This is a genomic window from Streptomyces sp. WMMC940 (genome assembly GCF_027460265.1).
GTDB lineage: Bacteria > Actinomycetota > Actinomycetes > Streptomycetales > Streptomycetaceae > Streptomyces.
Map to the genome: position 1 here is coordinate 2,439,997 of NZ_JAPZBC010000001.1, position 22,053 is coordinate 2,462,049.

19 protein-coding genes, 2 tRNA genes and 1 pseudogene are annotated in these 22,053 nt (G+C 71.4%); 8 read left to right on the plus strand and 14 right to left on the minus strand.

The genetic code is table 11. The features are described from left to right. Positions 1-2 precede the first annotated feature (2 nt). The gene (gene rsgA / locus O7595_RS10565; protein ID WP_269728453.1) at positions 3-1,013 is read left to right on the plus strand and encodes a ribosome small subunit-dependent GTPase A; all 1,011 of its coding nucleotides are present in this window, start codon (positions 3-5) and stop codon (positions 1,011-1,013) included. A gap of 104 nt (positions 1,014-1,117) precedes the next feature. Then, positions 1,118-1,441 carry a DMT family transporter gene (locus tag O7595_RS10570; protein ID WP_269728454.1) on the plus strand — a complete coding sequence of 108 codons (324 nt, stop codon included), beginning with the start codon at positions 1,118-1,120 and terminating at the stop codon, positions 1,439-1,441. On the opposite strand, the gene O7595_RS10575 is transcribed toward O7595_RS10570, so the two are convergent. Beyond that, entirely contained in the window at positions 1,407-2,033 is a 627-nt protein-coding gene (locus O7595_RS10575; protein WP_269728455.1) for a TetR/AcrR family transcriptional regulator, read from the minus strand. The two genes, O7595_RS10570 and O7595_RS10575, sit on opposite strands and share 35 nt — an antisense overlap. Positions 2,034-2,203: 170 nt before the next feature. Between O7595_RS10575 and hisN the strand changes: the two genes are divergently transcribed. Both hisN and O7595_RS10585 read left to right on the plus strand, forming a co-directional pair. Beyond that, the gene (gene hisN / locus O7595_RS10580) at positions 2,204-3,001 is read left to right on the plus strand and encodes a histidinol-phosphatase (RefSeq protein WP_269728456.1); all 798 of its coding nucleotides are present in this window, start codon (positions 2,204-2,206) and stop codon (positions 2,999-3,001) included. A 171-nt stretch (positions 3,002-3,172) separates the two neighbouring features. Further along, positions 3,173-3,580: a CBS domain-containing protein gene (locus tag O7595_RS10585; protein WP_269728457.1), complete on the plus strand. Its 408-nt coding sequence runs from the start codon at positions 3,173-3,175 to the stop codon at positions 3,578-3,580. A gap of 86 nt (positions 3,581-3,666) precedes the next feature. On the opposite strand, the gene O7595_RS10590 is transcribed toward O7595_RS10585, so the two are convergent. Next, positions 3,667-5,145, minus strand: a complete 1,479-nt coding sequence (locus O7595_RS10590) for a catalase (protein WP_269728458.1) — start codon at positions 5,143-5,145, stop codon at positions 3,667-3,669. A gap of 125 nt (positions 5,146-5,270) precedes the next feature. Here O7595_RS10590 and O7595_RS10595 point away from each other — a divergent pair, with 125 nt between their 5' ends. Further along, positions 5,271-5,696 (plus strand): Fur family transcriptional regulator, encoded by a 426-nt coding sequence (locus tag O7595_RS10595; protein WP_269728459.1) that lies wholly within the window; start codon positions 5,271-5,273, stop codon positions 5,694-5,696. A 326-nt stretch (positions 5,697-6,022) separates the two neighbouring features. Here O7595_RS10595 and O7595_RS10600 read toward each other — a convergent pair. From O7595_RS10600 to O7595_RS10615, 4 genes and pseudogenes are all read right to left on the minus strand, one after another. Continuing rightward, a tRNA-Met gene (locus O7595_RS10600) sits at positions 6,023-6,096 on the minus strand. A gap of 93 nt (positions 6,097-6,189) precedes the next feature. After that, positions 6,190-8,340 carry a tetratricopeptide repeat protein gene (locus O7595_RS10605; protein WP_269728460.1) on the minus strand — a complete coding sequence of 717 codons (2,151 nt, stop codon included), beginning with the start codon at positions 8,338-8,340 and terminating at the stop codon, positions 6,190-6,192. A 215-nt stretch (positions 8,341-8,555) separates the two neighbouring features. Next, positions 8,556-8,629: transfer RNA gene (locus O7595_RS10610), tRNA-Met, on the minus strand. A gap of 62 nt (positions 8,630-8,691) precedes the next feature. Continuing rightward, positions 8,692-11,602: pseudogene (locus tag O7595_RS10615) on the minus strand (UPF0182 family membrane protein). A 178-nt stretch (positions 11,603-11,780) separates the two neighbouring features. On the opposite strand from O7595_RS10615, the gene O7595_RS10620 reads away from it, so the two are divergent. After that, the gene (locus O7595_RS10620) at positions 11,781-12,338 is read left to right on the plus strand and encodes a PPA1309 family protein (RefSeq protein ID WP_269728461.1); all 558 of its coding nucleotides are present in this window, start codon (positions 11,781-11,783) and stop codon (positions 12,336-12,338) included. Positions 12,339-12,448: 110 nt separating this feature from the next. On the opposite strand, the gene O7595_RS10625 is transcribed toward O7595_RS10620, so the two are convergent. The 4 genes from O7595_RS10625 to O7595_RS10640 form a co-directional block, all read right to left on the minus strand. Then, positions 12,449-13,537 (minus strand): YlbL family protein, encoded by a 1,089-nt coding sequence (locus tag O7595_RS10625; protein ID WP_269728462.1) that lies wholly within the window; start codon positions 13,535-13,537, stop codon positions 12,449-12,451. Between the two features lie 99 nt (positions 13,538-13,636). Beyond that, positions 13,637-13,807, minus strand: coding sequence for a hypothetical protein (locus tag O7595_RS10630; RefSeq protein ID WP_269728463.1), 171 nt, complete (start codon positions 13,805-13,807; stop codon positions 13,637-13,639). A 136-nt stretch (positions 13,808-13,943) separates the two neighbouring features. Further along, entirely contained in the window at positions 13,944-14,402 is a 459-nt protein-coding gene (locus O7595_RS10635) for a molybdenum cofactor biosynthesis protein MoaE (protein WP_269728464.1), read from the minus strand. A 116-nt stretch (positions 14,403-14,518) separates the two neighbouring features. After that, the gene (locus O7595_RS10640; RefSeq protein WP_269728465.1) at positions 14,519-15,631 is read right to left on the minus strand and encodes an SDR family oxidoreductase; all 1,113 of its coding nucleotides are present in this window, start codon (positions 15,629-15,631) and stop codon (positions 14,519-14,521) included. A 221-nt stretch (positions 15,632-15,852) separates the two neighbouring features. Here O7595_RS10640 and O7595_RS10645 point away from each other — a divergent pair, with 221 nt between their 5' ends. Continuing rightward, positions 15,853-17,262: a zinc-dependent metalloprotease gene (locus tag O7595_RS10645; protein WP_269728466.1), complete on the plus strand. Its 1,410-nt coding sequence runs from the start codon at positions 15,853-15,855 to the stop codon at positions 17,260-17,262. Then, entirely contained in the window at positions 17,259-17,783 is a 525-nt protein-coding gene (locus tag O7595_RS10650; protein ID WP_269728467.1) for an NUDIX hydrolase, read from the plus strand. The genes O7595_RS10645 and O7595_RS10650 overlap by 4 nt, the downstream gene beginning before the upstream one ends. Before the next feature lie 415 nt (positions 17,784-18,198). On the opposite strand, the gene O7595_RS10655 is transcribed toward O7595_RS10650, so the two are convergent. The 4 genes from O7595_RS10655 to O7595_RS10670 form a co-directional block, all read right to left on the minus strand. Beyond that, entirely contained in the window at positions 18,199-18,954 is a 756-nt protein-coding gene (locus tag O7595_RS10655; RefSeq protein ID WP_269728468.1) for an AIM24 family protein, read from the minus strand. 19 nt (positions 18,955-18,973) lie between these two features. Beyond that, on the minus strand, positions 18,974-19,654 hold the full coding sequence (locus O7595_RS10660; RefSeq protein WP_269728469.1) for an AIM24 family protein: 681 nt from the start codon (positions 19,652-19,654) through the stop codon (positions 18,974-18,976). A gap of 13 nt (positions 19,655-19,667) precedes the next feature. Next, entirely contained in the window at positions 19,668-21,272 is a 1,605-nt protein-coding gene (locus O7595_RS10665; RefSeq protein ID WP_269728470.1) for a TerD family protein, read from the minus strand. Between the two features lie 111 nt (positions 21,273-21,383). Beyond that, positions 21,384-21,980, minus strand: a complete 597-nt coding sequence (locus O7595_RS10670; protein WP_269728471.1) for a M48 metallopeptidase family protein — start codon at positions 21,978-21,980, stop codon at positions 21,384-21,386. Positions 21,981-22,053 lie beyond the last annotated feature (73 nt).

A 22,053-nucleotide genomic window follows, 5' to 3' on the forward strand; every position in this document is an offset into this window, starting at 1 on the left:
ACATGCGCCGCTACGGCAAGCACACCGACGAGGACGACGTCCGGGTCCGCCCCAACCGCAAGGGCAACCGCCCCCGAACCAGCATCCGCCCGAAGCACGAGGACGCAGCCGAGGGCATGGTCCTGACCGTGGACCGGGGCCGTCTCACCTGCCTCGTGGACGACCGCACGGTCATGGCGATGAAGGCCCGGGAACTTGGCCGCAAGGCCGCCGTCGTCGGCGACCGGGTGGGTCTGGTCGGCGATCTGTCCGGCCGCAAGGACACCCTCGCCCGCATCGTGCGCATCGAGGAGCGCGCCTCCGTGCTGCGGCGCACCGCCGACGACGACGATCCGTACGAGCGGGTGGTCGTGGCCAACGCCGACCAGCTGGCGATCGTGACGGCCCTCGCCGATCCCGAGCCCCGCCCCCGGCTGATCGACCGCTGTCTGGTCGCCGCCTACGACGGCGGCCTGGAGCCGCTGCTGGTGCTGACGAAGTCGGACCTGGCCCCGGCGTCGACGCTGTTGGACCTGTACGGCGCACTGGACATCCCGTACGTCGTGACGTCGCGCGACGAGCTGTACGCCGGCGAGGCGGCGAACGTGGTGCGCGAACACCTCGGCGGCCGGATCACCGCGTTCGTCGGCCACTCGGGCGTCGGGAAGACCACGTTGGTCAACGCACTGGTGCCGGAGGAGAAGCGCCGCACGACCGGGCATGTCAACGCCGTCACGGGCCGGGGTCGGCACACCACCACGTCGGCCCTGGCCCTGCCGCTGGCGGGCGCAGGCGGCTGGGTGATCGACACTCCGGGCGTACGGTCCTTCGGGCTGCACCACGTCGATCCCTCCCGGGTCATCCACGCCTTCCCCGACCTGGAGCCCGGCACGGAGAACTGTCCGCGCGCGTGTTCGCACGACGAGCCGGACTGCGCCCTGGACGCGTGGGTGGGCGAGGGACACGCCGATCCCGCGCGCCTCTACTCCCTGAGGCGGCTGCTGGCGACCCGGGAGCGACGCGAGGGCGACTGAACCGGGCACGTTTGCGGGCAGCCTCGACCGGCAAGTGCATAATCGCACCAAGTGAGACGAAGCAGTCACTGGGTGCGGGACTGGGGACGCGGGAGGCACTGACCATGGCGTGGCTGCTCGTGATCGTCGCCGGATTCCTGGAGACGGGGTTCGCGATCTGCCTGAAGCTGTCCCACGGCTTCACCCGGCTCTGGCCGACCATCGCGTTCGCGGTCTTCGCGATGAGCAGCTTCGGACTGCTGACGCTCTCCCTGCGCAAACTCGACGTCGGCCCCGCCTACGCGGTGTGGACGGGCATCGGGGCCTCGGGCACGGCGATCTACGGGATGATCTTCCTCGGCGAGGTCGCCTCGACACTGAAGCTCGTCTCGATCGGGCTGGTGATCGCGGGGGTCATCGGCCTGCAGCTCTCCAGCCCGGCCCACTGAGAGCCGTACGGACCAGCCGCCCCACTCCTTCCGCCGGGCCGGCGACCACGCAGGAGAGCGCCAGCCGCACCGCCAGCTCGCAGCGCTCCGCGGCCTCCGCCTCGCCCTCGTCCGTCCGTCGGCCGGTGCCCGGCTCCAGCGCGGCGAGCGAGCGGTCCCGTACCGCGGTGACCAGTTCGCCGGGGGCGGGGTGACCGGCGTCCGCGCGCCGCTGGGCGGGGACGCCCGAACCTCCGGCGGACCGCGCGACGGGCCTCGGCGCCGGGAGCCGCTCGTGCCAGCAGCCGGTGAGCAGGGCGCGCAGCAGGGGGCGGGAGCGCGCCTCCGCCACCGTCCACTCGGCCAGGCGGACCAACTGCTCCGCGTCCCCGGCCCGCTCCGCGAGCACCCGGTCCACGCCCTTGAGGTACGAGTCGGCCTCGCGCCGCACCAGCGCCCGGGCGAGGCCGTCCTTGCTGCCGAACTCGTTGTAGAGCGTCTGCCGGGAGACGCTCGCCGCCGAGGCGACGTCGACCATCCGGACGGCGGACCAGGGCAGGCCCGCGAGAGCGGTGAGAGCGGCGTTCAGCAGTGCCTCGCGCGCTGTGGGCATGTTGGGCCTCCCGGGCGGGGCGCCTCCGGGGCCCCGCGGCTCTTCGCTCAGAGTTGACGCCCGGGCACCCACTGTCAAGGGCGCCTGCGGCGGCCCGGTGCTCCACGGTCGGGACGGCCGGGGCCGGACGGGCCGAACGGGCGGCGACGGCCCGGGGATAGAGTGCGGACATGGCCGACTACCACGATGATCTGCGTCTCGCCCATGTCCTCGCGGACGCCGCCGACGCGGCGACCATGGACCGGTTCAGGGCACTCGACCTCAAGGTCGAGACCAAGCCGGACATGACCCCGGTGAGCGAGGCCGACAAGGCGGCCGAGGAGCTGATCCGCCACCAGCTCCAGCGCGCCAGGCCGCGCGACGCGATCCTCGGCGAGGAGTTCGGCATCGAGGGCACCGGCCCTCGGCGCTGGGTCGTCGACCCGATCGACGGCACGAAGAACTACGTCCGCGGAGTTCCCGTGTGGGCGACTCTGATCTCCCTGATGGAGGCCGGCGAAGGCGGCTACCAGCCGGTCGTGGGCGTGGTCTCGGCCCCGGCGCTGGGGCGCCGCTGGTGGGCGGCGAAGGGCGCGGGGGCTTACACCGGGCGGAGCCTGTCCTCCGCGACACGGCTGCGCGTCTCGAAGGTCGCCCAGCTGTCCGACGCCTCGTTCGCGTATTCCTCGCTCGGCGGCTGGGAGGAGCGAGGGCGCCTCGACGGCTTCCTCGACCTGACCCGCGCGGTCTGGCGGACCCGCGCCTACGGCGATTTCTGGCCGTACATGATGGTCGCCGAGGGTTCGGTGGACATCTGCGCGGAGCCGGAGCTCTCCCTCTGGGACATGGCGGCGACGGCGATCGTCGTACAGGAGGCGGGCGGCACGTTCACCGGCCTCGACGGGGTCCACGGGCCTCACAGCGGAAACGCGGCCGCCTCCAACGGCCTGCTGCACGAGGACCTCCTGGAGTACCTCAACCGGGGCTGAGCCAGGACCGCCCACAGCGGTTACCGGCCAGCGCGACCCGCGTGCTCCCCCCGCGGGCGCCGCGCCCCCTCTTGTTGCCCCGCCGAATCACTGCGACTCTGAGAGTCCCCCTATTTGTGAACTTGTGAATCCCTTCTCGTTGAAGGATTCATCAAGGAGGTGGCTCCATCCATGCTCGTCCGTGACGCCATGAGCACGGTGGTCCTCACCATCGGCCCCGCACACACCCTCAGGCAGGCCGCTCGGCTGATGGCCGCACGACGTGTCGGGGCGGCCGTCGTCCTCGACCCCGACACCAGCGGCCTCGGCATCCTCACCGAACGCGACATCCTCAACTCGCTCGGCGCGGGCCAGGACCCCGACCACGAATCCGCCTCCGCCCACACCACCACCGACGTCGTCTTCGCCGCCCCCTCGTGGACCCTCGACGAGGCTGCGGACGCCATGACCCACGGCGGCTTCCGCCATCTCATCGTGCTCGACGCCGCAGGACCCGTCGGCATCGTCTCCGTGCGCGACATCATCCGCTGCTGGGCACCGGCCCGGCACCGGGCCGAGGCGACGACCCTCGCCGGCTGACCGCGGACACCGCGAGCGGGCCGGACCTCCCCCTCGGGCAGGTTCCGGCCCGCTCTCCTACGGCAAGCGATCCAGCGCTGGTTCGGTCAGCCGCGCAGGGCCCGGACCACGGCCTCCAGCCGCTTGCCGAAGTCTCCGTCGGCCCGACGGAAGTTGCCGATCGCCCGCTCGGCGATGTCGTCCCGGGAGACCTTGGCGATGAACCCAGCCAGGTTCTCGACCAGACGGCCCTTCTCGTCCTCGGACATCAGCCGATAGAGGTTGCCGGCCTGGACGAAGTCGTCGTCCTCGGAGTGGGACGGGGCCTCGTGGTCGCCGGTGGCGCCGGAGACCGAGACCGGCTCCCACAGCGGCCGGTCCGTCTGGAAGGGGCCGCCGAAGCTGTTCGGCTCGTAGTTCTTGGCGCCCTTGTGGCGGCCGTCGTACAGAAGGCCGTCACGGGAGTTGGTGCGCGCCTCGGTGGCGCGCGGGCGGTTCACCGGCAGGTGGTCGGCGTTGATGCCGACGCGGTAACGGTGGGCGTCGCCGTACGCGAAGAGCCGGCCCTGCAGCATCTTGTCCGGGGACGGGCCGATGCCCGGCACGAAGTGCGCCGGCGAGAAGACGGACTGCTCGACCTCGGCGAAGACGTTCTCCGGGTTGCGGTTGAGCTCCAGCCTGCCGATCTCGATCGGCGGGTAGTCGTCGTGCGGCCACACCTTGGTGAGGTCGAACGGGTTGAACCGGTACGTCGCGGCGTCGGCCGCGGGCATGATCTGGACCTGCACCGTCCACGACGGGAAGTCACCGCGCTCGATGGCCTCGCGCAGGTCGCGCTGGTGACTGTCCGGGTCCTCACCCGCCAGCCTGTTGGCCTCGGCCTGGGTGAGGTTCCTGATGCCCTGATCGGTCTTGAAGTGGTACTTGACCCAGAAGACCTCGCCGGCCTCGTTGCTCCACTGGTAGGTGTGCGAGCCGTAGCCGTTCATGTGCCGGTAGGAGGCGGGGATCCCGCGGTCGCCGAACAGCCAGGTCACCTGGTGGGTCGACTCGGGCGACAGGCCCCAGAAGTCCCAGACGTTGTCCGCCTCCTGACTCCCCGTGTACGGGTCGCGCTTCTGCGTGTGGATGAAGTCCGGGAACTTGATGGCGTCCCTGATGAAGAACACCGGGGTGTTGTTGCCGACGAGGTCGTAGTTGCCCTCCTCGGTGTAGAACTTCAGCGCGAAACCGCGGGGGTCACGGACGGCGTCGGCGGCGCCGAGGTTGCCCGCCACGGTGGAGAAGCGCAGGAACGTCCCGGTCTGCTTGCCGACCTCGGAGAGGAACTTCGCCCGGGTGTAGCGGGTGACGTCCGCGGTCACCGTGAACGTGCCGTAGGCACCGGCGCCGCGGGCGTGGACCACCCTCTCCGGGATGCGCTCGCGGTTGAAGTGCGCGAGCTTCTCGAGCAGCAGCTGGTCCTGCACCAGGACCGGTCCGCCGGCGCCCGCGGTCTCGCTGTTCTGGTTGTCGGCGACCGGCGCGCCGGCCTCCGTGGTGAGCGGTCCCTGCGTCACGTGCGCCTCCTGCGAAAACTGCGTCATTCCCGGCCAGTCCTGTCCTTGGCCAATGATGGTTTCGATCCTACAATGGACTTTGTCCAAGTCAAGCAGACATCCAAACTCACATCCGTTCGGGGTCGGCTCCCCCGACTGTTAGGCTGATACACATGAGCGACCTGTTGGAACGACTGCGCGGACGCGGCTGGCGTATGACCGCGCAGCGGCGCGTCGTGGCCGAGGTCCTCGACGGTGAGCACGTCCATCTGACCGCCGACGAGGTACACGCACGTGCCGTCGAACGGCTGCCGGAGATCTCCCGGGCCACGGTGTACAACACACTGGGTGAGCTCGTCTCACTGGGCGAGGTCCTGGAAGTGGCCACGGACCACCGCGCCAAGCGCTATGACCCGAACGCCCACCGTCCGCACCAGCACCTGGTCTGCGCGCGCTGCGGCGCGATCCGCGACGTGCACCCCGGCGGCAATCCGCTCTCGGACCTGCCCGACTCGGAGCGCTTCGGCTTCACGATCTCGGACGTCGAGGTCACGTACCGGGGCATCTGCCCGAACTGCGCGAGCGCCCAGGTGCACTGACCCGCGGGATCGTTCACGCGGGGCGGGCCCCGCGGTCGTTCGCCGGGCGGGACGGCGCACGATCCGCCCGCCTCTCCGCCTTGGGCCTCCGGGACGTCCTCCACGTCCGGGCACCCCGTTGCCGTCGGACGTCCGGGGCTCCTCGCTGCACCGCGTCCGACAGCCGGCAGCCGCCCTGCTCGGCCGCGCGAGGTCCAGCTCGCGCCGGCCGTAACCGGTGGACGCGACCTGTCGGGTCGGCCTCCTCGCCCGAGCCGCCGTGCTGAGAAAACCGCCGGAGAACACCGATGGCCCGGATCCACTGGATCCGGGCCATCGGCCTTCAGTAGCGGGGACAGGATTTGAACCTGCGACCTCTGGGTTATGAGCCCAGCGAGCTACCGAGCTGCTCCACCCCGCGTCGGTGAACCCAACAGTACGTCACCGCGCGGACCAGAGCAAATCCATATCCGTTCAGCCGTTCGGGCTGGTGAGCGGGGTGACACGCCCTCCCTCAGGCCGTGAGCTCCCGGTGCAGCGCCTCACGCAGCGCAGCCGCCCGGTCGGCCACCTCAGCGGGCCCCAGCTCCACCGCGCGGGCACACCAGCGCTGCCCCTCGGCGAGCTCACCCCGGCGCGCGGCCAGCAGGGCGAGCCGGAGCGCGGCGCGCCCGTGCCCGGCGCGGGCGGCGCGGGCCCACCACAGGGCGGCCTCACGCTCGTTGCCCTCACGGGCGAGCAGCAGCCCCAGGTTGAACGCGCCGTTGCGGCTGCCGGCCTCCGCCGCCTCCCGGTACCAGCGGACGGCCTCGGTCACATCGCCACGGGCCGCCGCGAGCATGCCGATGCGCACCTGCGCCCGGCGGTGCCCCTGCTCGGCGGCTCGCTCGTACCACTCCTCGCACTCGGTCTTCTCGCCCATGGGCTCACCGAGTGCGGGCGCGCCCGGCGGCGGCTGGCGCACGTCGAGCAGCGTCGCGAGCCGGAACGCCGCCTCGGCGCTTCCGCTGCCCGCGGCACAGCGCAGATGACGCTCGGCCGACTGCTCGTCCCCGTCGCGCAGACAGGCCATCCCGACCTGCAGGGCCGCCTCGGTGTGCCCGGCAGCGGCGGCCCGCTCGTACCAGCGCAGCGCCGTACGGTCCTCGTCCCGGCCGGCGTACAGGATGCCGAGGTTGAACGCGGCGTCCACGCTGCCCGCCTCCGCGGCCTTGGAGAACCAGGGCTCGGCACCCACCGGGTCCCCGGCCTGCAGCAGCAGGACGGCGAGCGCGTTGGCGGCCTCGCGGTGCCCGGCGTAGGCGGCACGGCGGTACCACTGCTCCGCCTGGCCGGTGCGGCCCTGGGCCGCGCACAGCAGACCGAGGTTGTAAGCCCCGTTCACATCGCCCGCGTCCATCGCCGCGCGGTACCAGCGCTCGGCGGACTGCTGCTCACCGCGTGCAGCGTGCAGTGCACCCAGCGCGTTGGCAGCGTTGCCATCGCCGTCCTGGGCGGCCCGCAGCCACCACACGGCGGCGCTCCCCTCGTCGCCGGCGTCCTTCAGCAGGAACCCCAGCGCGCACGCGGCACGCGCCTCCCCGTCCTTGGCGGAGGTGAGGTACCAGCGCGCGGCCTCCTTCAGCTCGCCCCGGCGCTCCAGGATGCCGCCGAGGTGCAGCGCGGCCCGGCGGTGCCCGCGGGCCGCCGCCTGCCGGTACCACTGCTCCGCCTCGTCCGGATGCACGGACGAGGCGGGTACCGCTCCCTCGGCGGTGCCGGACGGCACCACCGGCGCCGTCGTCGCGGAGGGCCCGGCGGCGCGTGCGACGGGAACGCGGGTCGCCTCGGCGGCGCGGTTGTCCGCCTCCGCGTGCTTGGACCTGTTCGCGCCCCTGGGCCGGTTCGCACCCTTCGCCTTCCGCGCGTCCCGGACCGCACCGGGGCGGTCGGCCGTGCCGAGGTCCTCGGCCGCCTCGACGAGACCGGCCTCGTCCTTTTCGGCCGCCGCGGTGGCGGGACGCCGGGCCCGGGGAGAGGACCCGCCCGGGGACCGCCGCTCCAGCGCGCGCGCCAGCCGGTAGGCGGCCTCACGGTGCCCCTGCTCGGCGGCCGCGCGCAACCAGCGCTCGGCGCCCTGCTCGCTGCGGTGCTCCAGCAGATCGGCCAGGCCGTAGGCGCCGAGGGCGTGCCCCTGTTCGGCGGACTGACGAAGCCAGTACTCGGCGGCCGGCTCGTCGCCCCGCTCCCGGAAGTGCCGGCCGAGCGCGTGCGCCGCTGCCGCGGAACCGGCGACCGCCGCGATCCGCCACCAGCCCGCCGCCTCATCGGCGTAGCCGCGCTGGTGCAGCAGCACACCCAGGTTGTTCGCGGCGGCGCGGTCGCCCTCGGCGGTGGCCGCGCGCAGATGCGGCTCCGCGCCGTCCAGGTCGCCCCGGCGCAGGAGCATCGCCCCGAGGACGCTCATGGACGCCACGTCCCCCGTCTCGGCGGCGCGGCGGTGCCGGGCCTCCGCCTCGGCGTCCGTCACGGGCAGGGGTTCCACGGGGGTCAGGGACTCGAGCGGGTCGACGGCGTCGATCGCCATCGCATCGGCCGCGCCCACCGCGGCCACCGCGGTGGCGGCGTGCTCGCGCGCAAACCGCCCCGTTTCCAACAGCGTTGTCCCGTCCCCCATAAATTCCATCGTCGCACCACCCGCAACCCGCGTACACCTGGTATACCGCAGCCAGTGAGGTCACTTCAGCGTTTTGTCGACATGCCCACAGAGAGACAAGTCAAACACGCATCACCTCAGGACGCCGGACTCAACTCGCCCCAAACGGGACACACTTCGGGAACAACCGCCCTTGACACACGCCGAAGGCCCGGATCCTGATGGATCCGGGCCCTCGATCTCAGTAGCGGGGACAGGATTTGAACCTGCGACCTCTGGGTTATGAGCCCAGCGAGCTACCGAGCTGCTCCACCCCGCGTCGTTGTGTACCTACCGTACCACGGTGCGGAGTGGAGCCTGTCCGGTGAACCACCCGTTCGGTCAGCCTCCGGGTTTACGCGCCGGTGCACCGGGGGCCTGCGACTGTGCCGCCGCCGCCCGCTCGAGCGCCGCCTGCAGATCCGCCTGGGCCTTGCCGTAGGCCGTCCAGTCGTTCTTCTTGAGCGCCTCCTGGCCCGCCTCGTACGCCTTCTGGGCGTCCGCGATGGCCTGCTTCAGCGCCGCGCTGCCCGTCGCCGGCGGCTGGGGCGTGGTGTCACCCGGCTCCGTCGGCGGCGGCGTCGTGGGCGGCGGCTCGGCGCCCTCCACTCCGAACACCGCGTTCAACGCCTCCGCCAGGCTGTCCTTGAAGACCGGCTTGCCGCCGTAGGACACCGCCACCTTCTTCAGCAGCGGGTAGTTGGCGGCGCCGCCTCGGGCGTACACCGGCTCGACGTACAGGAAACCGCCGTCCAGCGGAACCGTGAGCAGGTTGCCGTAGTCGATCTCCGAGTCGGTACCCCGCAGGTCACGGACGAAGGTCGCGACCTCCGGAACACTGTTGAGCTCGCTCTGCACCTGCGAGGGGCCCTGGACGGTCGAGGTCACCCTCAGCAGTCTGATCGAGCCGTACCCCTCGCTGTTCGCGTCGGCGTCGACGGCCATGAACGCGCCCAGGTTGGGCCGTCCGCTGGGCGTGAACGTCGTCGTCAGCGAGAACTTCTGCTCCTGCTCGCCCGGCATCTTCAGGCTCAGGTAGTACGGCGGGACCGCGCTGCCGTCCTTCTGCGTCGGGTCGTTCGGCACCTGCCAGGCGTCACTGCCGGTGTAGAACTGCTCGGGGTCGGTCACGTGGTACCGCGTGAGCAGTTCGCGCTGGACCTTGAACATGTCCTGCGGGTACCGGAGGTGGGCCAGCAGTTCCGGCTCGATCTCGTTCTTCGGCTTGACCGTGTCCGGGAACGCCTTCATCCAGGTCTTCAGGACCGGGTCCTTGGTGTCCCACTGGTACAGGTCGACCGTGCCGTCGTACGCGTCGACGGTGGCCTTCACCGAGTTGCGGATGTAGTTCACCTGGTTCTGCTGCGCGACGACGGCCCGCTGGCTGTCCGTCAGCGAGTCGGCCGTGGTGTCCCCGAGCGTGGTGCGCGATGCGTAGGGGTACCCGTTCGTCGTGGTGTAGGCGTCGACGACCCACTTGATACGGCCGTCGACCACCGCCGGATAGGCGTCCCCGTCGATGGTCAGCCACGGGGCCACCGCCTCGACGCGCTCCTTGGGCGTGCGGTTGTAGAGGATCCGCGAACCGTCGCCGATCGCCCCGGAGTAGAGGATCTGCGGCTCGCTGAACGCCACCGCGTACGCGGCCCCGGTTGAAGGCCCCGGAGAGGTCGACCCCGCTCTTGCCCTTGAAGCTGGTCGTCACCTCGCCGTTCTTCTCGTAGTCCAGCTCCTTCTGCGGGCCGCCGACGATCGAGTACTGCTCGGTCTTCTCGCCGTAGTAGACCCGCTGCTCGTAGGTGCCGAGCTGGCCCTTGGTGGGCAGGCCGGACTCGATGAAGTCCGGGGCGCCGACCGTGCCCTGGTCCTCGTCGGTGATCGTGTTCGTGCCCTTGGCCGCGATCGCGCCGTAACCGTGGGTGTAGGTGAAGTGGTCGTTGATCCAGTTGCGCTTGGGGATGCCCTTGATGTTGAGCTCGCGCAGACCGATGACCGTGTCCTGCGGCTTGCCGTCGGGGCCGGTGTACCGGTCCACGTCGAGGGTCGCGGGGAACTGGTAGTACTTGCGCTCCTGCTGGAGCTGCTGGAAGGCGGGCGAGACGATGTTCGAGTCGACGAGCCGGTAGCTGGCGGCCGTGGCGGCCTGCTCGCGCTGCTCGGCCTTCCGCTTCGGGTCGCCCTTGCCCCCGTAGTTCTCGGACTTCGCCGCGTCGATGCCGTACGCCTGGCGCGTGGCATCGATGTTCTTCTTGATGTACGGGGATTCCTTGGCCTGCTCGTTCGGCTGGACCTGGAACTTCTGCACGATGGCCGGGTACAGGCCGCCGATGAGGATGGCCGAGAGCACCATCAGCCCGAATCCGATCACCGGCAGCTGCCAGGTGCGCCGCCACAGCGTCGCGAAGAACAGCACGGCGCAGATGACCGCGATGCAGAACAGGATCGTCTTCGCGGGCAGATACGCGTTCGCGTCCACGTACCGCAGGCCCGTCCAGTTGCCCGCGGCCTTGAAGTCACTGGACTTCACGGCCAGGCCGTACCGGTCCAGCCAGTACGCGACGGCCTTGAGCGCGACGAAGATGCCGAGCAGCACCGACAGATGGCCGGTGGCCGCCGCGGTGGCGCGCGCCCCGGGGCTGGTGACGCGCAGCCCGCCGTAGAGGTAGTGGGTGAGGACCGCGGCGATCAGGGAGAGCACGGCCGCGGCGAAGCCGAAGCCCAGCAGGAACCGGTACCAGGGGAGGTCGAAGGCGTAGAACGCCACGTCCATCCCGAACTGGGGGTCCTTCTGGCCGAACGGCACGCCGTTGACCCACATCAGCCACGTGCGCCACTGGGAGGACGCGGACGCTCCGGCGATCAGCCCGACCAGCGCGGTGATCCCGAGGAGCACCCACTTCTTGTACGGAGCGATGCCCATCCGGTACCGGTCGAGGCTCTGCTGCTCGAGCGACATCGCGCTCAGCGGCGGCCTCAGCCGGTGCGCCAGCCAGATGTTCAACCCGACCGCGGCGGCCATCAGCAGGCCGAAGACCGCGAACAGCCCGATCTTGGTCCAGAGGGTCGTGGTGAACACAGACGAGTACTTCACCGAGCGGTACCAGAGCCAGTCGGTCCAGAACCCGGCGAACATGACAAAGGCCATGGCGAGCACGGCCAGCACGCCGAGCGTCATCAGCAGCGTCCGTACGCGCCGGGACGGCCGGCCCACTCTGATCCGTGGCCCGGTCGGGCCTCCGCCGCGGTCCGGCATCTGGAAAGCCAACGTGCGCCCCTCGAAGTTCGCGGTCGTGTAATGCGTTGTACGGGTGCCGTCCCATGCGTCCGACACCTCTGCGGTAGGCCCACGCGATCGTAGAGCCCACTCATGCAACTTACTGAGGCTTTACCTAGTTCCCGACTCCGGGGCCGAAGGAGGCAGGATATTGAGCATGTCCAACGTTTCCCCCGGCGGCCCCCCGATGGCCGCGAGCCCGCTGACCCGTGCGGTGCTCGAAATCGACGAGTACGCGTCCGGCCTCGGCTGGGACCAGCCGGCCCGGCTCTTCGCCCTCGTCGACACCGCACAGCTGCGCACCCAGGAGCCGGGTCTCGCCGCCCAGCTCGGTCTCGACGACGGGGACGCGGCTGCCCCACTGACCCCGGTCGAGCAGGACGAGATCCCCTCCGGCGCGCCGCTCGACGAGTTCCTCGGAACGATCGCCTGGCCCGACGCGGTGGCGGGATGCGCACTCACCGTGGAGCGGCTGATGCTGCCGCCGTCGGCGGAGACCTCCGTCCCCGAGGGCCTCGACGAGGCGGGCCTGGCCGAATGGGTGGCCGCGCATCCCGACCGCCAGGAGGTCCGGATGACCGTTGCGGTGCTGCGGGACGGCGCCCGCGAGTCGGCACTGAGGCTGCGGGAGAAGGACTCCCCGACCGAGGTGCTGACCGGTGCGGACCTGGTGCCGGGGCTGGCGGACGCCCTCTCGGCCACGTTCGAGGCGTAGCAGCGCGGAGGGGCGTGCCGCGGTCGCGGCACGCCCCTCCGCCCCTGCCCGTCCCGCCCGGTGGTGCCCGGTCCGCGAGGCGCTGCCCCGGCGCGTTCCAGGGGCCCTTCTCAGCTCTTGGAGCAACTGGGCAGACCTGCGGTCTTCCCGCTGCGGATCTTCTCCAGGGACTTCGTCGCGTCGTCGATGGTCTTCACCCTGACCAGCGTCAGACCCTCGGGAATGTCGGAGGCGGCGGCGGCGCAGTTGTCGCTGGGCGTCAGGAAGTACTCCGCGCCCGCGTTCCGCGCACCCACGAGCTTCATCTCGATGCCGCCGATGGGGCCGACCACGCCCTGGTCGTCGATCGTGCCCGTGCCGGCGATGAACTTGCCCCCCGTGAGATCGGCGGGGCTGAGCTTGTCGACGATGCCGAGCGCGAACATCAGCCCGGCGCTCGGGCCGCCCACGTCGGCCAGCTTGATGTCGATGGCGAACGGGAAGGTGTGGTCCGTACCGGCCGTGATGCCCACGATCGTGCGCTTGGCCTGCTTCGAACGCACCGTTCCGACCTGGACGTCCTGGGATCCCGTCGGCTCCTTGCCGGCCTTCTCGGCCGCGGCGGCCTCCTTGGCCGGGACGATCGTGAAGGTCACCTTGTCACCGGGCTCGTGCTTGACGACCGCCTTCGAGACGTCGTCCGGCTTCTTCACCGGCGTGCCGTCGACGGCCTTGATCACATCGCCCGCGTGCAGCGTGCCCTGCGCCGGGCTGTCCTTGCGGATCGAGGAGACGACGACACGGGACTGCACCGGGATCCCCAGCTCGCGCAGGGCCGCGACCTTGGCGCTCTCCTGGGACTGGCTGAACTCCTCCGCGTTCTCCTGGTTCGACTGCTCCTCGGTCTTGCCGTCCGGATAGAGCGTCTCGTGCGGCACCACGACGTTGTCATGGGCCAGCCAGCCGTACACGACCTCGGCCAGGTTCATCCGGTAGTCCGCGCCCGTGACCCGGACCGTCGTCATGTTGAGGTGTCCGGAGGTCGGATGGGTCTTGCGGCCGGAGATCTGCAGGACCGGCTCGCCACCGGAGTCACCGAGGGTGTTCACGGTGGGCCCGGGCGTCATCTCCGAGTAGGGCGGGGTCATGAGCACGCCCACGCAGAGCAGCACGATGAGAACCAGGGTGGAGGCGAGCATCGTCGCTGTGCGGCGTGGCATGGAACGACAGTACGGGACTGGTCCGTCAGTGCACCCCTCGGGCCGGTCCGTACGGGGCTCGCCGCGGACTCGCGGCGGGGCCCACGGAGGTCGGTGTCGTCAGACGGCGTCCGTCCCTGAATGGGACCTCTCCATCGCGTCCCGGAACCGTGCGTAGCCGGCGAGTTCCGCGACATCGCCGGTGGTCCGGTTCCTCGATGCCCAGCTTCCCCATATCGCCGCGCCGATGGCAGCGAAAAGCGGAATCAGCAACCAAGCGAGTGCCGCCATCACGACCTCCCTACCCCATGAGCTGGAACAACTGCTCGTACAACTGACCGATCAGCAGATTAACCGTTTGCCGCTTCAACGCTCGTGCCAGGGGGGCGGTTACGCAAATCGGGCCCGGGGCAGCTGAACGGCGCGGTTACGCGCCGACCCACTCCTCCGTGCCGTCCGAGAACCGCTGGTGCTTCCAGATCGGGACCTCGTGCTTGAGGTCGTCGATCAGCTTCCGACACGCCTCGAACGCCTCCCCCCGGTGCGGGCACGAGACGGCGACGACCACGGCCAGGTCCCCGATCTCCAGGTCGCCGACGCGGTGGACCGCCGCCAGGGCCCGGACGGGGTGTTCGGCGACGACCTTCTCCGCGACACGGCGCATCTCGGCCTCGGCGCTGGGGTGGCACGAATAGCCCAGCGCGTCGACGTCCGCGCCACCGTCGTGGTTGCGCACCGTACCCACGAAGAGAGCCGTGCCACCTGCAGCCGCATCGCCCACGGCACGGAACACCTCGTCGACGGAGAGCGGGGTGTCCCTGATCGCCAGCAGCCGGATCGGGTCCTCCGCCGCCTGCTCGCCCGGGTGATCGTTCATGCGTCCCATGCAGCCATCGTGCCGTACACCGCCGACAACGCGGAATAGCGCTTTCGACCGGCGGGCGACGACGGGGGTTGGAGCCTCCTACAGGCGGAGGGCCCGCCCGGCGCGCGGGAGACGTCCTAGAGCCCCCGGCGCTTGCGGGCGCGGCGTACCAGGGCCGCCGTGCCCAGCAGGGCGACGGTCGCGCCCGCGGCACCCGCCGCGGCGGTGGCGTCCTTGCGGCCGAGACGGCGGCCCGCGACGGTGTGCCGGCCCTGGACCTCCTCCAGCAGCGCGGCGAGCACCTCCTCGTTGGTCCACTGGGGACGCCAGCCGGCGTCGTGTAGCCTGCCGACGCTGACGACCCACGGGTGCATGGTGTAGGCGAGGTCGCCCGCCGGCGAGGGGGTGAGGCCGATCCGGTGCAGCCGCGCCGCCGCCCCGAGGGCGACCGCCGAGGGCAGCTCCATGCGCCGGATGCCGCTGAGCTCCTCGATCTCCTCCTGCTCCAGCCAGCCGTCGCAGCCCACCGCGAACTCCCCGTCGACCTTCTCCAGGGCGGCGTACTCCAGCGCGCTCACCAGGTCCTCGACATGGCAGAACTGCCAGGTGGGACGGGATCCTGCGACGACGAGGAGCCTCGGCGACTCGAAATAGCGGGTGAGCGCCGTGTCGGTGCCGCCGACCAGCACGGCGGGCCTGGCGACCGTGACGTTCAGGCCCGGGTGCGCGCGCGGGGCGCGGCGGCCCAGTCGCTCGATCTCCAGGAGGTCGCCGACTCCCGTGGCCTCCGCCGTGGCGCGCAGCTCCGCGTCCTCCGAGAGCGGGACGTCGTTGTCGGACAGCGCCCCGTAGACCATCGCCGAGGTGCACAGCACGACCCGGTGGACACCCGCGGCCGCGGCGGCGGTGAGCACGGTCTGGGTACCGCGTACGTTGTACGCGGTCCGTGCCGCCGCGTCGGTCTCGAGGTCCAGGTCGAGCGCCAGGTGCACGACGACGTCGGCGCCGCGGAACTTCTCGGCGATCGCCGGGTCGCGCACGTCGAGGACGTGCCAGTGCGCCTCGGGCACGTCGCCCCGGCGCTCGTCGATCGCGATGACCCGGCCGATGTCGTCCGACGCGACGAGGCGCCTGGTCAGCAGCTCACCGACGCCGGAGGCGGCGCCGGTCACCGCGACCACGGGGCCGCGCCCCGTGAGCGGGGTCGAGGGGTTTCGCGTAGCGCGAACCTGCGGATCTGGGGAACTCACCGGGCGTCTCCAGCGGTTGTCTTCAGTACGTGCGCGGACAGACGTGTACGTACGAGGTGGCGTCCATCCTGCCGCAGGCCATGAGCCGGTGGAGCATCCAGCCCATGTCCGGCTTCACATGTCGACGCCTCCGCCGCCGGCCGGGCGCCGCTTAGGCTGGTGGTGTAGTCGGGCATTCGCCGTCGGCAGGAAGCCGGTGGCCCTACGAGCCGAGGAAACCCGTGAGTGACACCCCATTCGGATTCGGCCTTCCGCCGGAGGAGCCCGAGAACGGCGACGAGGGCAAGAAGAAGGACCCCGCCGGAGGTGGGCAGGGCTCCGGAGGCCAGGGCGGCCCGGCCAACCCCTTCGGGTTCGGGTTCCCGGGCGGCCCGGGCGGCGGCGCGGACAATCCGTTCGCCGCGATGTTCGGCTCGCTGAACCCGACCGACCTCGGAGCGGCCTTCCAGCAGCTCGGCCAGATGCTGAGCTACGAGGGCGGTCCGGTGAACTGGGACATGGCCAAGCAGATCGCCCGCCAGACGGTCTCCCAGGGCACCCAGGACGGCACGAAGGACTCCAGCGTCGGCCCCGGCGAGCGCGCCGCGGTCGAGGGGGCCGTGCGCCTCGCCGATCTGTGGCTCGACGGTGCGACGTCCCTGCCCTCCGGCGCCGGCAGCGCCGTGGCGTGGAGCCGCGCGGAGTGGGTCGAGGCGACGCTTCCGGCGTGGCAGCAGCTCGTCGACCCGGTCGCCGAGCGCGTCGGCGTCGCCATGGGCGATGTGCTGCCCGAGGAGATGCAGGCCATGGCGGGACCGCTGATCGGCATGATGCGCTCCATGGGCGGCGCCATGTTCGGCCAGCAGATCGGCCAGGCCATCGGCGTGCTGGCGGGCGAGGTCGTCGGTTCGACGGACATCGGGCTGCCGCTGGGGCCGGCCGGGAAGGCAGCGCTCCTCCCGCTGAACATCGAGGCCTTCGGCAGGGACCTCGGCGTCCCCAAGGACGAGATCCGGCTGTACCTGGCGCTGCGCGAGGCCGCCCACCAGCGGCTCTTCGCCCATGTCCCGTGGCTGCGCTCGCACCTGTTCGGCGCGGTCGAGGGGTACGCACGCGGCATCAAGGTCGACACCTCCAAGCTCGAGGACGTGGTGGGGCAGTTCGACCCCGCGCACCCCGAGCAGGTGCAGGAGGCGCTCCAGCAGGGCATGTTCCAGCCGGAGGAGACCCCCGAGCAGAAGGCCGCGCTCGCCCGTCTCGAGACCGCGCTCGCCCTGGTGGAGGGCTGGGTGGACGCCGTGGTGCACGACGCGGCCAAGAACAGGCTGACGTCGGCGGACGCCCTGCGCGAGACCCTTCGCAGGCGTCGCGCGTCGGGCGGGCCCGCCGAGCAGACGTTCGCCACGCTCATCGGTCTCCAGCTGCGTCCGCGCCGGCTGCGGGACGCCTCCCGGCTGTGGGCGTCGCTCACCGACGCCCGCGGCATGGACGGCCGCGACGGCCTCTGGGCGCACCCGGACATGCTGCCGACGGCGACGGACCTCGACGATCCTGACGGGTTCGTCCACCGTGAGCAGCTCGACTTCTCGGAGCTGGACAAGATGCTCGGCGAGGCGGCCGAGGGCCGGGACGGGGACGACACCGACAAGTGAGCCTGTACGACGACGCCGTCCGGGTGCTCGAGGAGTACGACGGCGGACGGGAAGAGCTGCGCCGGACGTACCTGGACCATCTGGCGGACCATCCCGACGGCATGTGGAAGGCGTGCGACGCCGGGCACCTCACGGCCAGCGCTCTGGTGGTGGACCCGGCGCGCGAGCGGGTGCTGCTGACCCTGCACAGGAAGCTCGGCATGTGGCTGCAGATGGGCGGCCACTGCGAGCCGGGGGACGCCACGCTCGCGGACGCGGCACTGCGCGAGGCGACCGAGGAGTCGGGCATCGCCGGGCTGACCCTGCTGCCGGGCGGTCCCGTGACGCTGGACCGGCACGCGATCCCGGCGCCGTGCCACTGGCACCTGGACGTGCAGTACGCGGCGCTGGCGGCGCCCGGCGCGGCTCCGGCGATCAGTGACGAGTCGCTCGATCTGCGGTGGTTCGGCTATGAGGAGGTGGCGGCCGTCGCCGACGCGTCGGTCGTGCGCCTCCTGGAGCGGACGCGCGCGAGGCTCTAGCCGGTGCCGCGGCGGACAGGCTCGCCCCGTCGAGGAGCGGCGTGCGGCGCACGGGTCTCCCCCGGCCCTCCGGGCCGACCCGAGGCGCCGGACCGACCTCGCGGTGGGCCTGCCCGGTCGATTCGGCCACGCCGCGACTCGCCGTGCCGGGCGTCGCGACGGGGCGAACACCGCCTGACGCGGCACTGGCCGGGGCCGGGGCCCCGGAGACATGACGACGTGTCGACCTGATCACCGGTCCGTGCTCCCCGAGCCGTGGAGCCGGACGGTGCGGTACCGGTGCGCGAACGTGCCGACGCGCCGGGACCGGACGGATCGGGACACGACCGGCAGCCGCCGGACCGAGGCCGGACGGACCGATGTCCGACCGGCCGGGGCTGTCGCCCTCGCGGACCGCTCCGGCCGGTCGCCGTGCTCAGTTCCAGACGTTGTTCTGGTTCTGGCCGTGGGATCCGTGCTGGCCCATACCGATCTGGGCCCGGGCGCCCTGGCCGACCTGGGCGTGCTGCGGCGGCAGGACCTCACTGGGCTGTACGAGGGCGAACCCCTGCCCGAGGAAGCTCAGCTCCCAGCCCTCCCCCGTGTTGCCCCGGCGCCGCCAGACGCCGGTGGAGTGGGTCTGCGCCTGCATCTGCACCCGCAGCGAGGACGACCAGGCGACGATCGCGTCGGCGTCCACGTTGACGTACTTGTCCGGGGTGACCTGCATCATGAGCGGCTGTCCCGAGGTCATCAGCGCGACCTTGCCCCGCCCCGAGATGTTGAGCTGGTACTTCCCGGAACCGGAGATGCCGTACTGGCTGTCCACGGCGATGACCTCCGTGTGCAGCGTGGAGTCCAGCGCCAGCACGTAGGCGCTGTCGACCGTCATGCCGTCCTGGTCGACGTCCACCACGTGGACGTACTGGGCGAGGTTGGCGAAGTAGACCGTGCCCTGCCCCGAGCAGCGCATCAGGTCGAGGCCCTCGCCGGTACGTGCACGGGCGTTGCGCTGGTTCCTCGACTGGTACTCGCCGTCGAAGTCGATCAGTCCCTGGTAGGCGACCATCGCGCCCTTGCGGGCGAGGACGTCCTCCTGCCCGGTGAGCGCGACCCGCAGGAGCTGCGGGTTCTGGACGACGTAGCGCTCCTGGGACTGCTGTTCCGCGTGGCTGAAAAGCGGGCTCTGCATGGTGTGTTCTCGCTCCCCCTCAGCCCCGGACCCGCAGTCGGTCGGTGCTGTCCTCACTCGGCTGTACGACGACGATGCCCTGGCCCGAGAAGGCCATCTGGTAGGCCTCCCCACTGCCCCGCCCGATGAGGGAGGAGGCCTTGAAGCTGCGCTTGCCCTTCACCTTCAGGTTCGGCGACCAGGCGACGAGGGCGTCCGGGTCGACGTAGGTCTCGTCCTCGCCGCGGCCGCAGTCGACGACGATGGGCGTGCCGCGTGAGGTGATCGCGACCCACCCGGTGCCCGCGACCGTGACGTTCCACAGCCCCTGGCCTGCGAACTTGGCGAGGCCCTTGACCCGCTCCACACCCCACTGCAGATGCGCGTCGAAGGCGAGCAGGTTGGTGCCGTTGACCGAGATCGAGTCGTTGTCGAGGTTGACGACCACGACGTCCGCGCCGTAGTCGGCCAGGTAGAGCAGCCCGTCACCGGAGCACTTCATGATGGGCGCGCCCTCGCCGGTGACCCACTGGCCGGCGACCTGCCGGACGGCCGGCGGGTTCGGCTCGTACTGGACGAAGCCCTCGTAGGCGACCATCGAGCCGGCACGGGCGAACAGGTCCTGGCCCGAGGCCATCGCGACCTTGAGCATCGTGCGGCCGTGGTTCTCCATCCGGGCCACCACGGGCGTCGGGGCAAAGCCCGCGAGTTGCTGGTTCATTCTCCGGGCTCCCTCAGACCTCGTAGGGCTGGACGACGATGAAGTTGCCGGGGGCGCCCCGGAACTGGAGGTTCACGGTCTCTCCGCTGTGGCCCGGGTACGCGTTGCGGCGCAGTCGCACCTGGCTGGAGAGGATCACCTGGGAGGCCGCCGACCAGGCCACGACGGCGTTGGAGTCGGCGAACGTGGTGGGCGTGACCGGGAGGACCACCGGGATGCCGTGGGTCTTGACGACGACCGTGCCGGTGCCCTGGAACTGCATCGTGAACAGCGCACCGCCGGGAATGCCGTGTCCCTCGATGCGGCGGACCTCGTGCTGCAGCGACTCGTCGAAGGCGAGCACGTTCTCCGCGGAGACGCAGATCGCGTCCCCCTGGAGTTCGATGGGGTGCAGATGCGCGCCCTCCTCTGCGAGGAAGACCTGGCCGCGGCCGCTGCAGCGCATCAACTGCATCTCCTGGCCCGTGGCGTTGCCGACGATCCGGCCGGAGAAGCCGGCGCCCTTGTAGCCGAAGTCGACCTTGCCCTGGTACATGACCATGCTGCCCTGGCGGGCGAGCACGGGCGTGCCGCCCATGCCCAGATCGACGCGCATGAGCTGCTGGTTCTGCGGGGTCCACCGCTGGCCGGTGGGCAGCTCCTTGTAGGGCTGGAGGGCCGCCTGGAGGCCCGCGCCGGTCTGCGGGACGCCCTGGGGCGCCCCGGGCTGACCGTAAGGAGCGGCGGCCGGCTGCCCGTAGGGGGCCGACGCTCCGGGCACCTGCGCCGGCGGCTGGCCCGGAACCTGCCCGAACTGCGGCTGCTGCGGCGGCTGTCCGTACGGGGACGGCGGCGCCTGGGGCGGCACCGTGCCTGCGGGCGGGGTCATCGGGGCCGCGATCGTCGGCGCCGCGTGCATCTGCGGATTCACCGCGGCGGGAGCGGGTGCGGGAGCCGCCGGCGCGCCGAACGAGGGCGCGGGCTGCGGCGCCTGCGGGGCCGGGGGCCCTGCGGGGACGCCGAACGACGGGGCGGGAGCGGGAGCGGCCGGGGGGGCGAACCCCGGCACGCCCTGCTGCGGCTGCTGCTGCTGCTGCGCGGCGGGTTCCTCCTCGGCCACCTCACCGCCGAAGTTCTTCAGCAGCGCGTCGAGGCCGCCGTCGAATCCCTGGCCGACGGCCGCGAACCGCCACACGTCCTTGAGGTAGAAGTCGCCCAGCATCACGGCGCGCTCGGTGGAGAACTCCGAGCCGGTGAAGGAGTACCGGACGACTTCCTCCCCGCCCGCCACGATCCGGATGTAACCGGGGCCGATCTGCGACATCTGACCGGCGCCGTCGACCGTCGCGGTGAACGACAGCTTGTGGATGTGCGCCGGAATCCGGTCCAGCGTGACGCGGAACGACTCCGTGTCGCCGGCCTGCGGTCCGAGCAGCTGGACGGACTCCTCGGGCGTTTTCGGCTGGTTGAAAAAGACGAAATAACGGTCGTCCGAGAGCTGCTCGTTGGCGTCGAGACCGAAGCAGCTGATGTCGAAGGACAGCCCGGGAGCGGAGATCTGCACACCCACGTACAGATCGGTCCCCGGCGTCAGGTCACTGATCTTGGCCTTGTGGCCGCGTTGGAATTCCCTGGCCATGCGTAACGACCGTCCCCCATCCCGACGAAATGCGATTGCGTCGCGCCAGGCTAACCGCTTGCGGCGACATTGAGCCAAGCCGGGACCCATTCGGTACAGGATCGGCGGGACTCACTCGCCGCGGGCTGCGGGGAGATGGGGCAGACGGTCCGCGGCGACCACGCCCTCGAGGTAGCCGCGCGCCCGCTCGGTGCGCGGGTACGACTCCAGGAGCCGCCAGAAGCGGGGCCCGTGGCCGGGCACCAGGAGGTGGGCCAACTCGTGGAGGAGCACGTAGTCCACGACGTACTCCGGCATGCCCTTCAGCCGGTGCGAGAGGCGGATGCTGCCCTCTGCGGGGGTGCAGGACCCCCAGCGGGTGTTCTGGTTGGTGACCCAGCGCACCGACGCCGGTCCTGCGCGGCCGTCCAGGTACTGCTCGGACAGCCGCCGGGCGCGTTCGGCCAGTTCCCCGTCGCCGAGGGTCCGCTTGCTCTCCTGAGCGGCGAGCTTGTCCAGCATCACCGTCACCCAGCGCTGCTCCTCCGCCTCGGACATCCGGGCCGGGATGAGCACCACGGTCCGGTCGCCGTCCCGGTACGCGGAGACCGTTCTTCGGCGCCTGGCGCTGCGGCGGACCTCGACCGCGCTCGTCGCGGAGTGGTGGGACGGCTGGGCGGTCGTGCTGCGCTGCTGGCTCCCGGCACGGAGCGGTCGGTCGGCGGACACGCCCCGACGTTACCCGCTGGAGCAGGGGAAGTCCCGCCCCCGGGCGGTTCGGGGCCCGCCGGCGGAACGGCCC

Coding starts and splice junctions, on each gene's coding strand:
- O7595_RS10585 (WP_269728457.1), top strand. CDS start 3,173: ATGCTCGTCCGTGACGCCATGAGCACGGTGGTCCTCACCATCGGCCCC.
- O7595_RS10630 (WP_269728463.1), bottom strand. CDS start 13,807: ATGGCGGCACTCGCTTGGTTGCTGATTCCGCTTTTCGCTGCCATCGGC.
- O7595_RS10660 (WP_269728469.1), bottom strand. CDS start 19,654: ATGAACCAGCAACTCGCGGGCTTTGCCCCGACGCCCGTGGTGGCCCGG.
- rsgA (WP_269728453.1), top strand. CDS start 3: ATGCGCCGCTACGGCAAGCACACCGACGAGGACGACGTCCGGGTCCGC.
- O7595_RS10575 (WP_269728455.1), bottom strand. CDS start 2,033: ATGCCCACAGCGCGCGAGGCACTGCTGAACGCCGCTCTCACCGCTCTC.
- O7595_RS10625 (WP_269728462.1), bottom strand. CDS start 13,537: ATGCCACGCCGCACAGCGACGATGCTCGCCTCCACCCTGGTTCTCATC.
- O7595_RS10665 (WP_269728470.1), bottom strand. CDS start 21,272: ATGGCCAGGGAATTCCAACGCGGCCACAAGGCCAAGATCAGTGACCTG.
- O7595_RS10570 (WP_269728454.1), top strand. CDS start 1,118: ATGGCGTGGCTGCTCGTGATCGTCGCCGGATTCCTGGAGACGGGGTTC.
- hisN (WP_269728456.1), top strand. CDS start 2,204: ATGGCCGACTACCACGATGATCTGCGTCTCGCCCATGTCCTCGCGGAC.
- O7595_RS10655 (WP_269728468.1), bottom strand. CDS start 18,954: ATGCAGAGCCCGCTTTTCAGCCACGCGGAACAGCAGTCCCAGGAGCGC.
- O7595_RS10605 (WP_269728460.1), bottom strand. CDS start 8,340: ATGGAATTTATGGGGGACGGGACAACGCTGTTGGAAACGGGGCGGTTT.
- O7595_RS10595 (WP_269728459.1), top strand. CDS start 5,271: ATGAGCGACCTGTTGGAACGACTGCGCGGACGCGGCTGGCGTATGACC.
- O7595_RS10620 (WP_269728461.1), top strand. CDS start 11,781: ATGTCCAACGTTTCCCCCGGCGGCCCCCCGATGGCCGCGAGCCCGCTG.
- O7595_RS10635 (WP_269728464.1), bottom strand. CDS start 14,402: ATGGGACGCATGAACGATCACCCGGGCGAGCAGGCGGCGGAGGACCCG.
- O7595_RS10590 (WP_269728458.1), bottom strand. CDS start 5,145: ATGACGCAGTTTTCGCAGGAGGCGCACGTGACGCAGGGACCGCTCACC.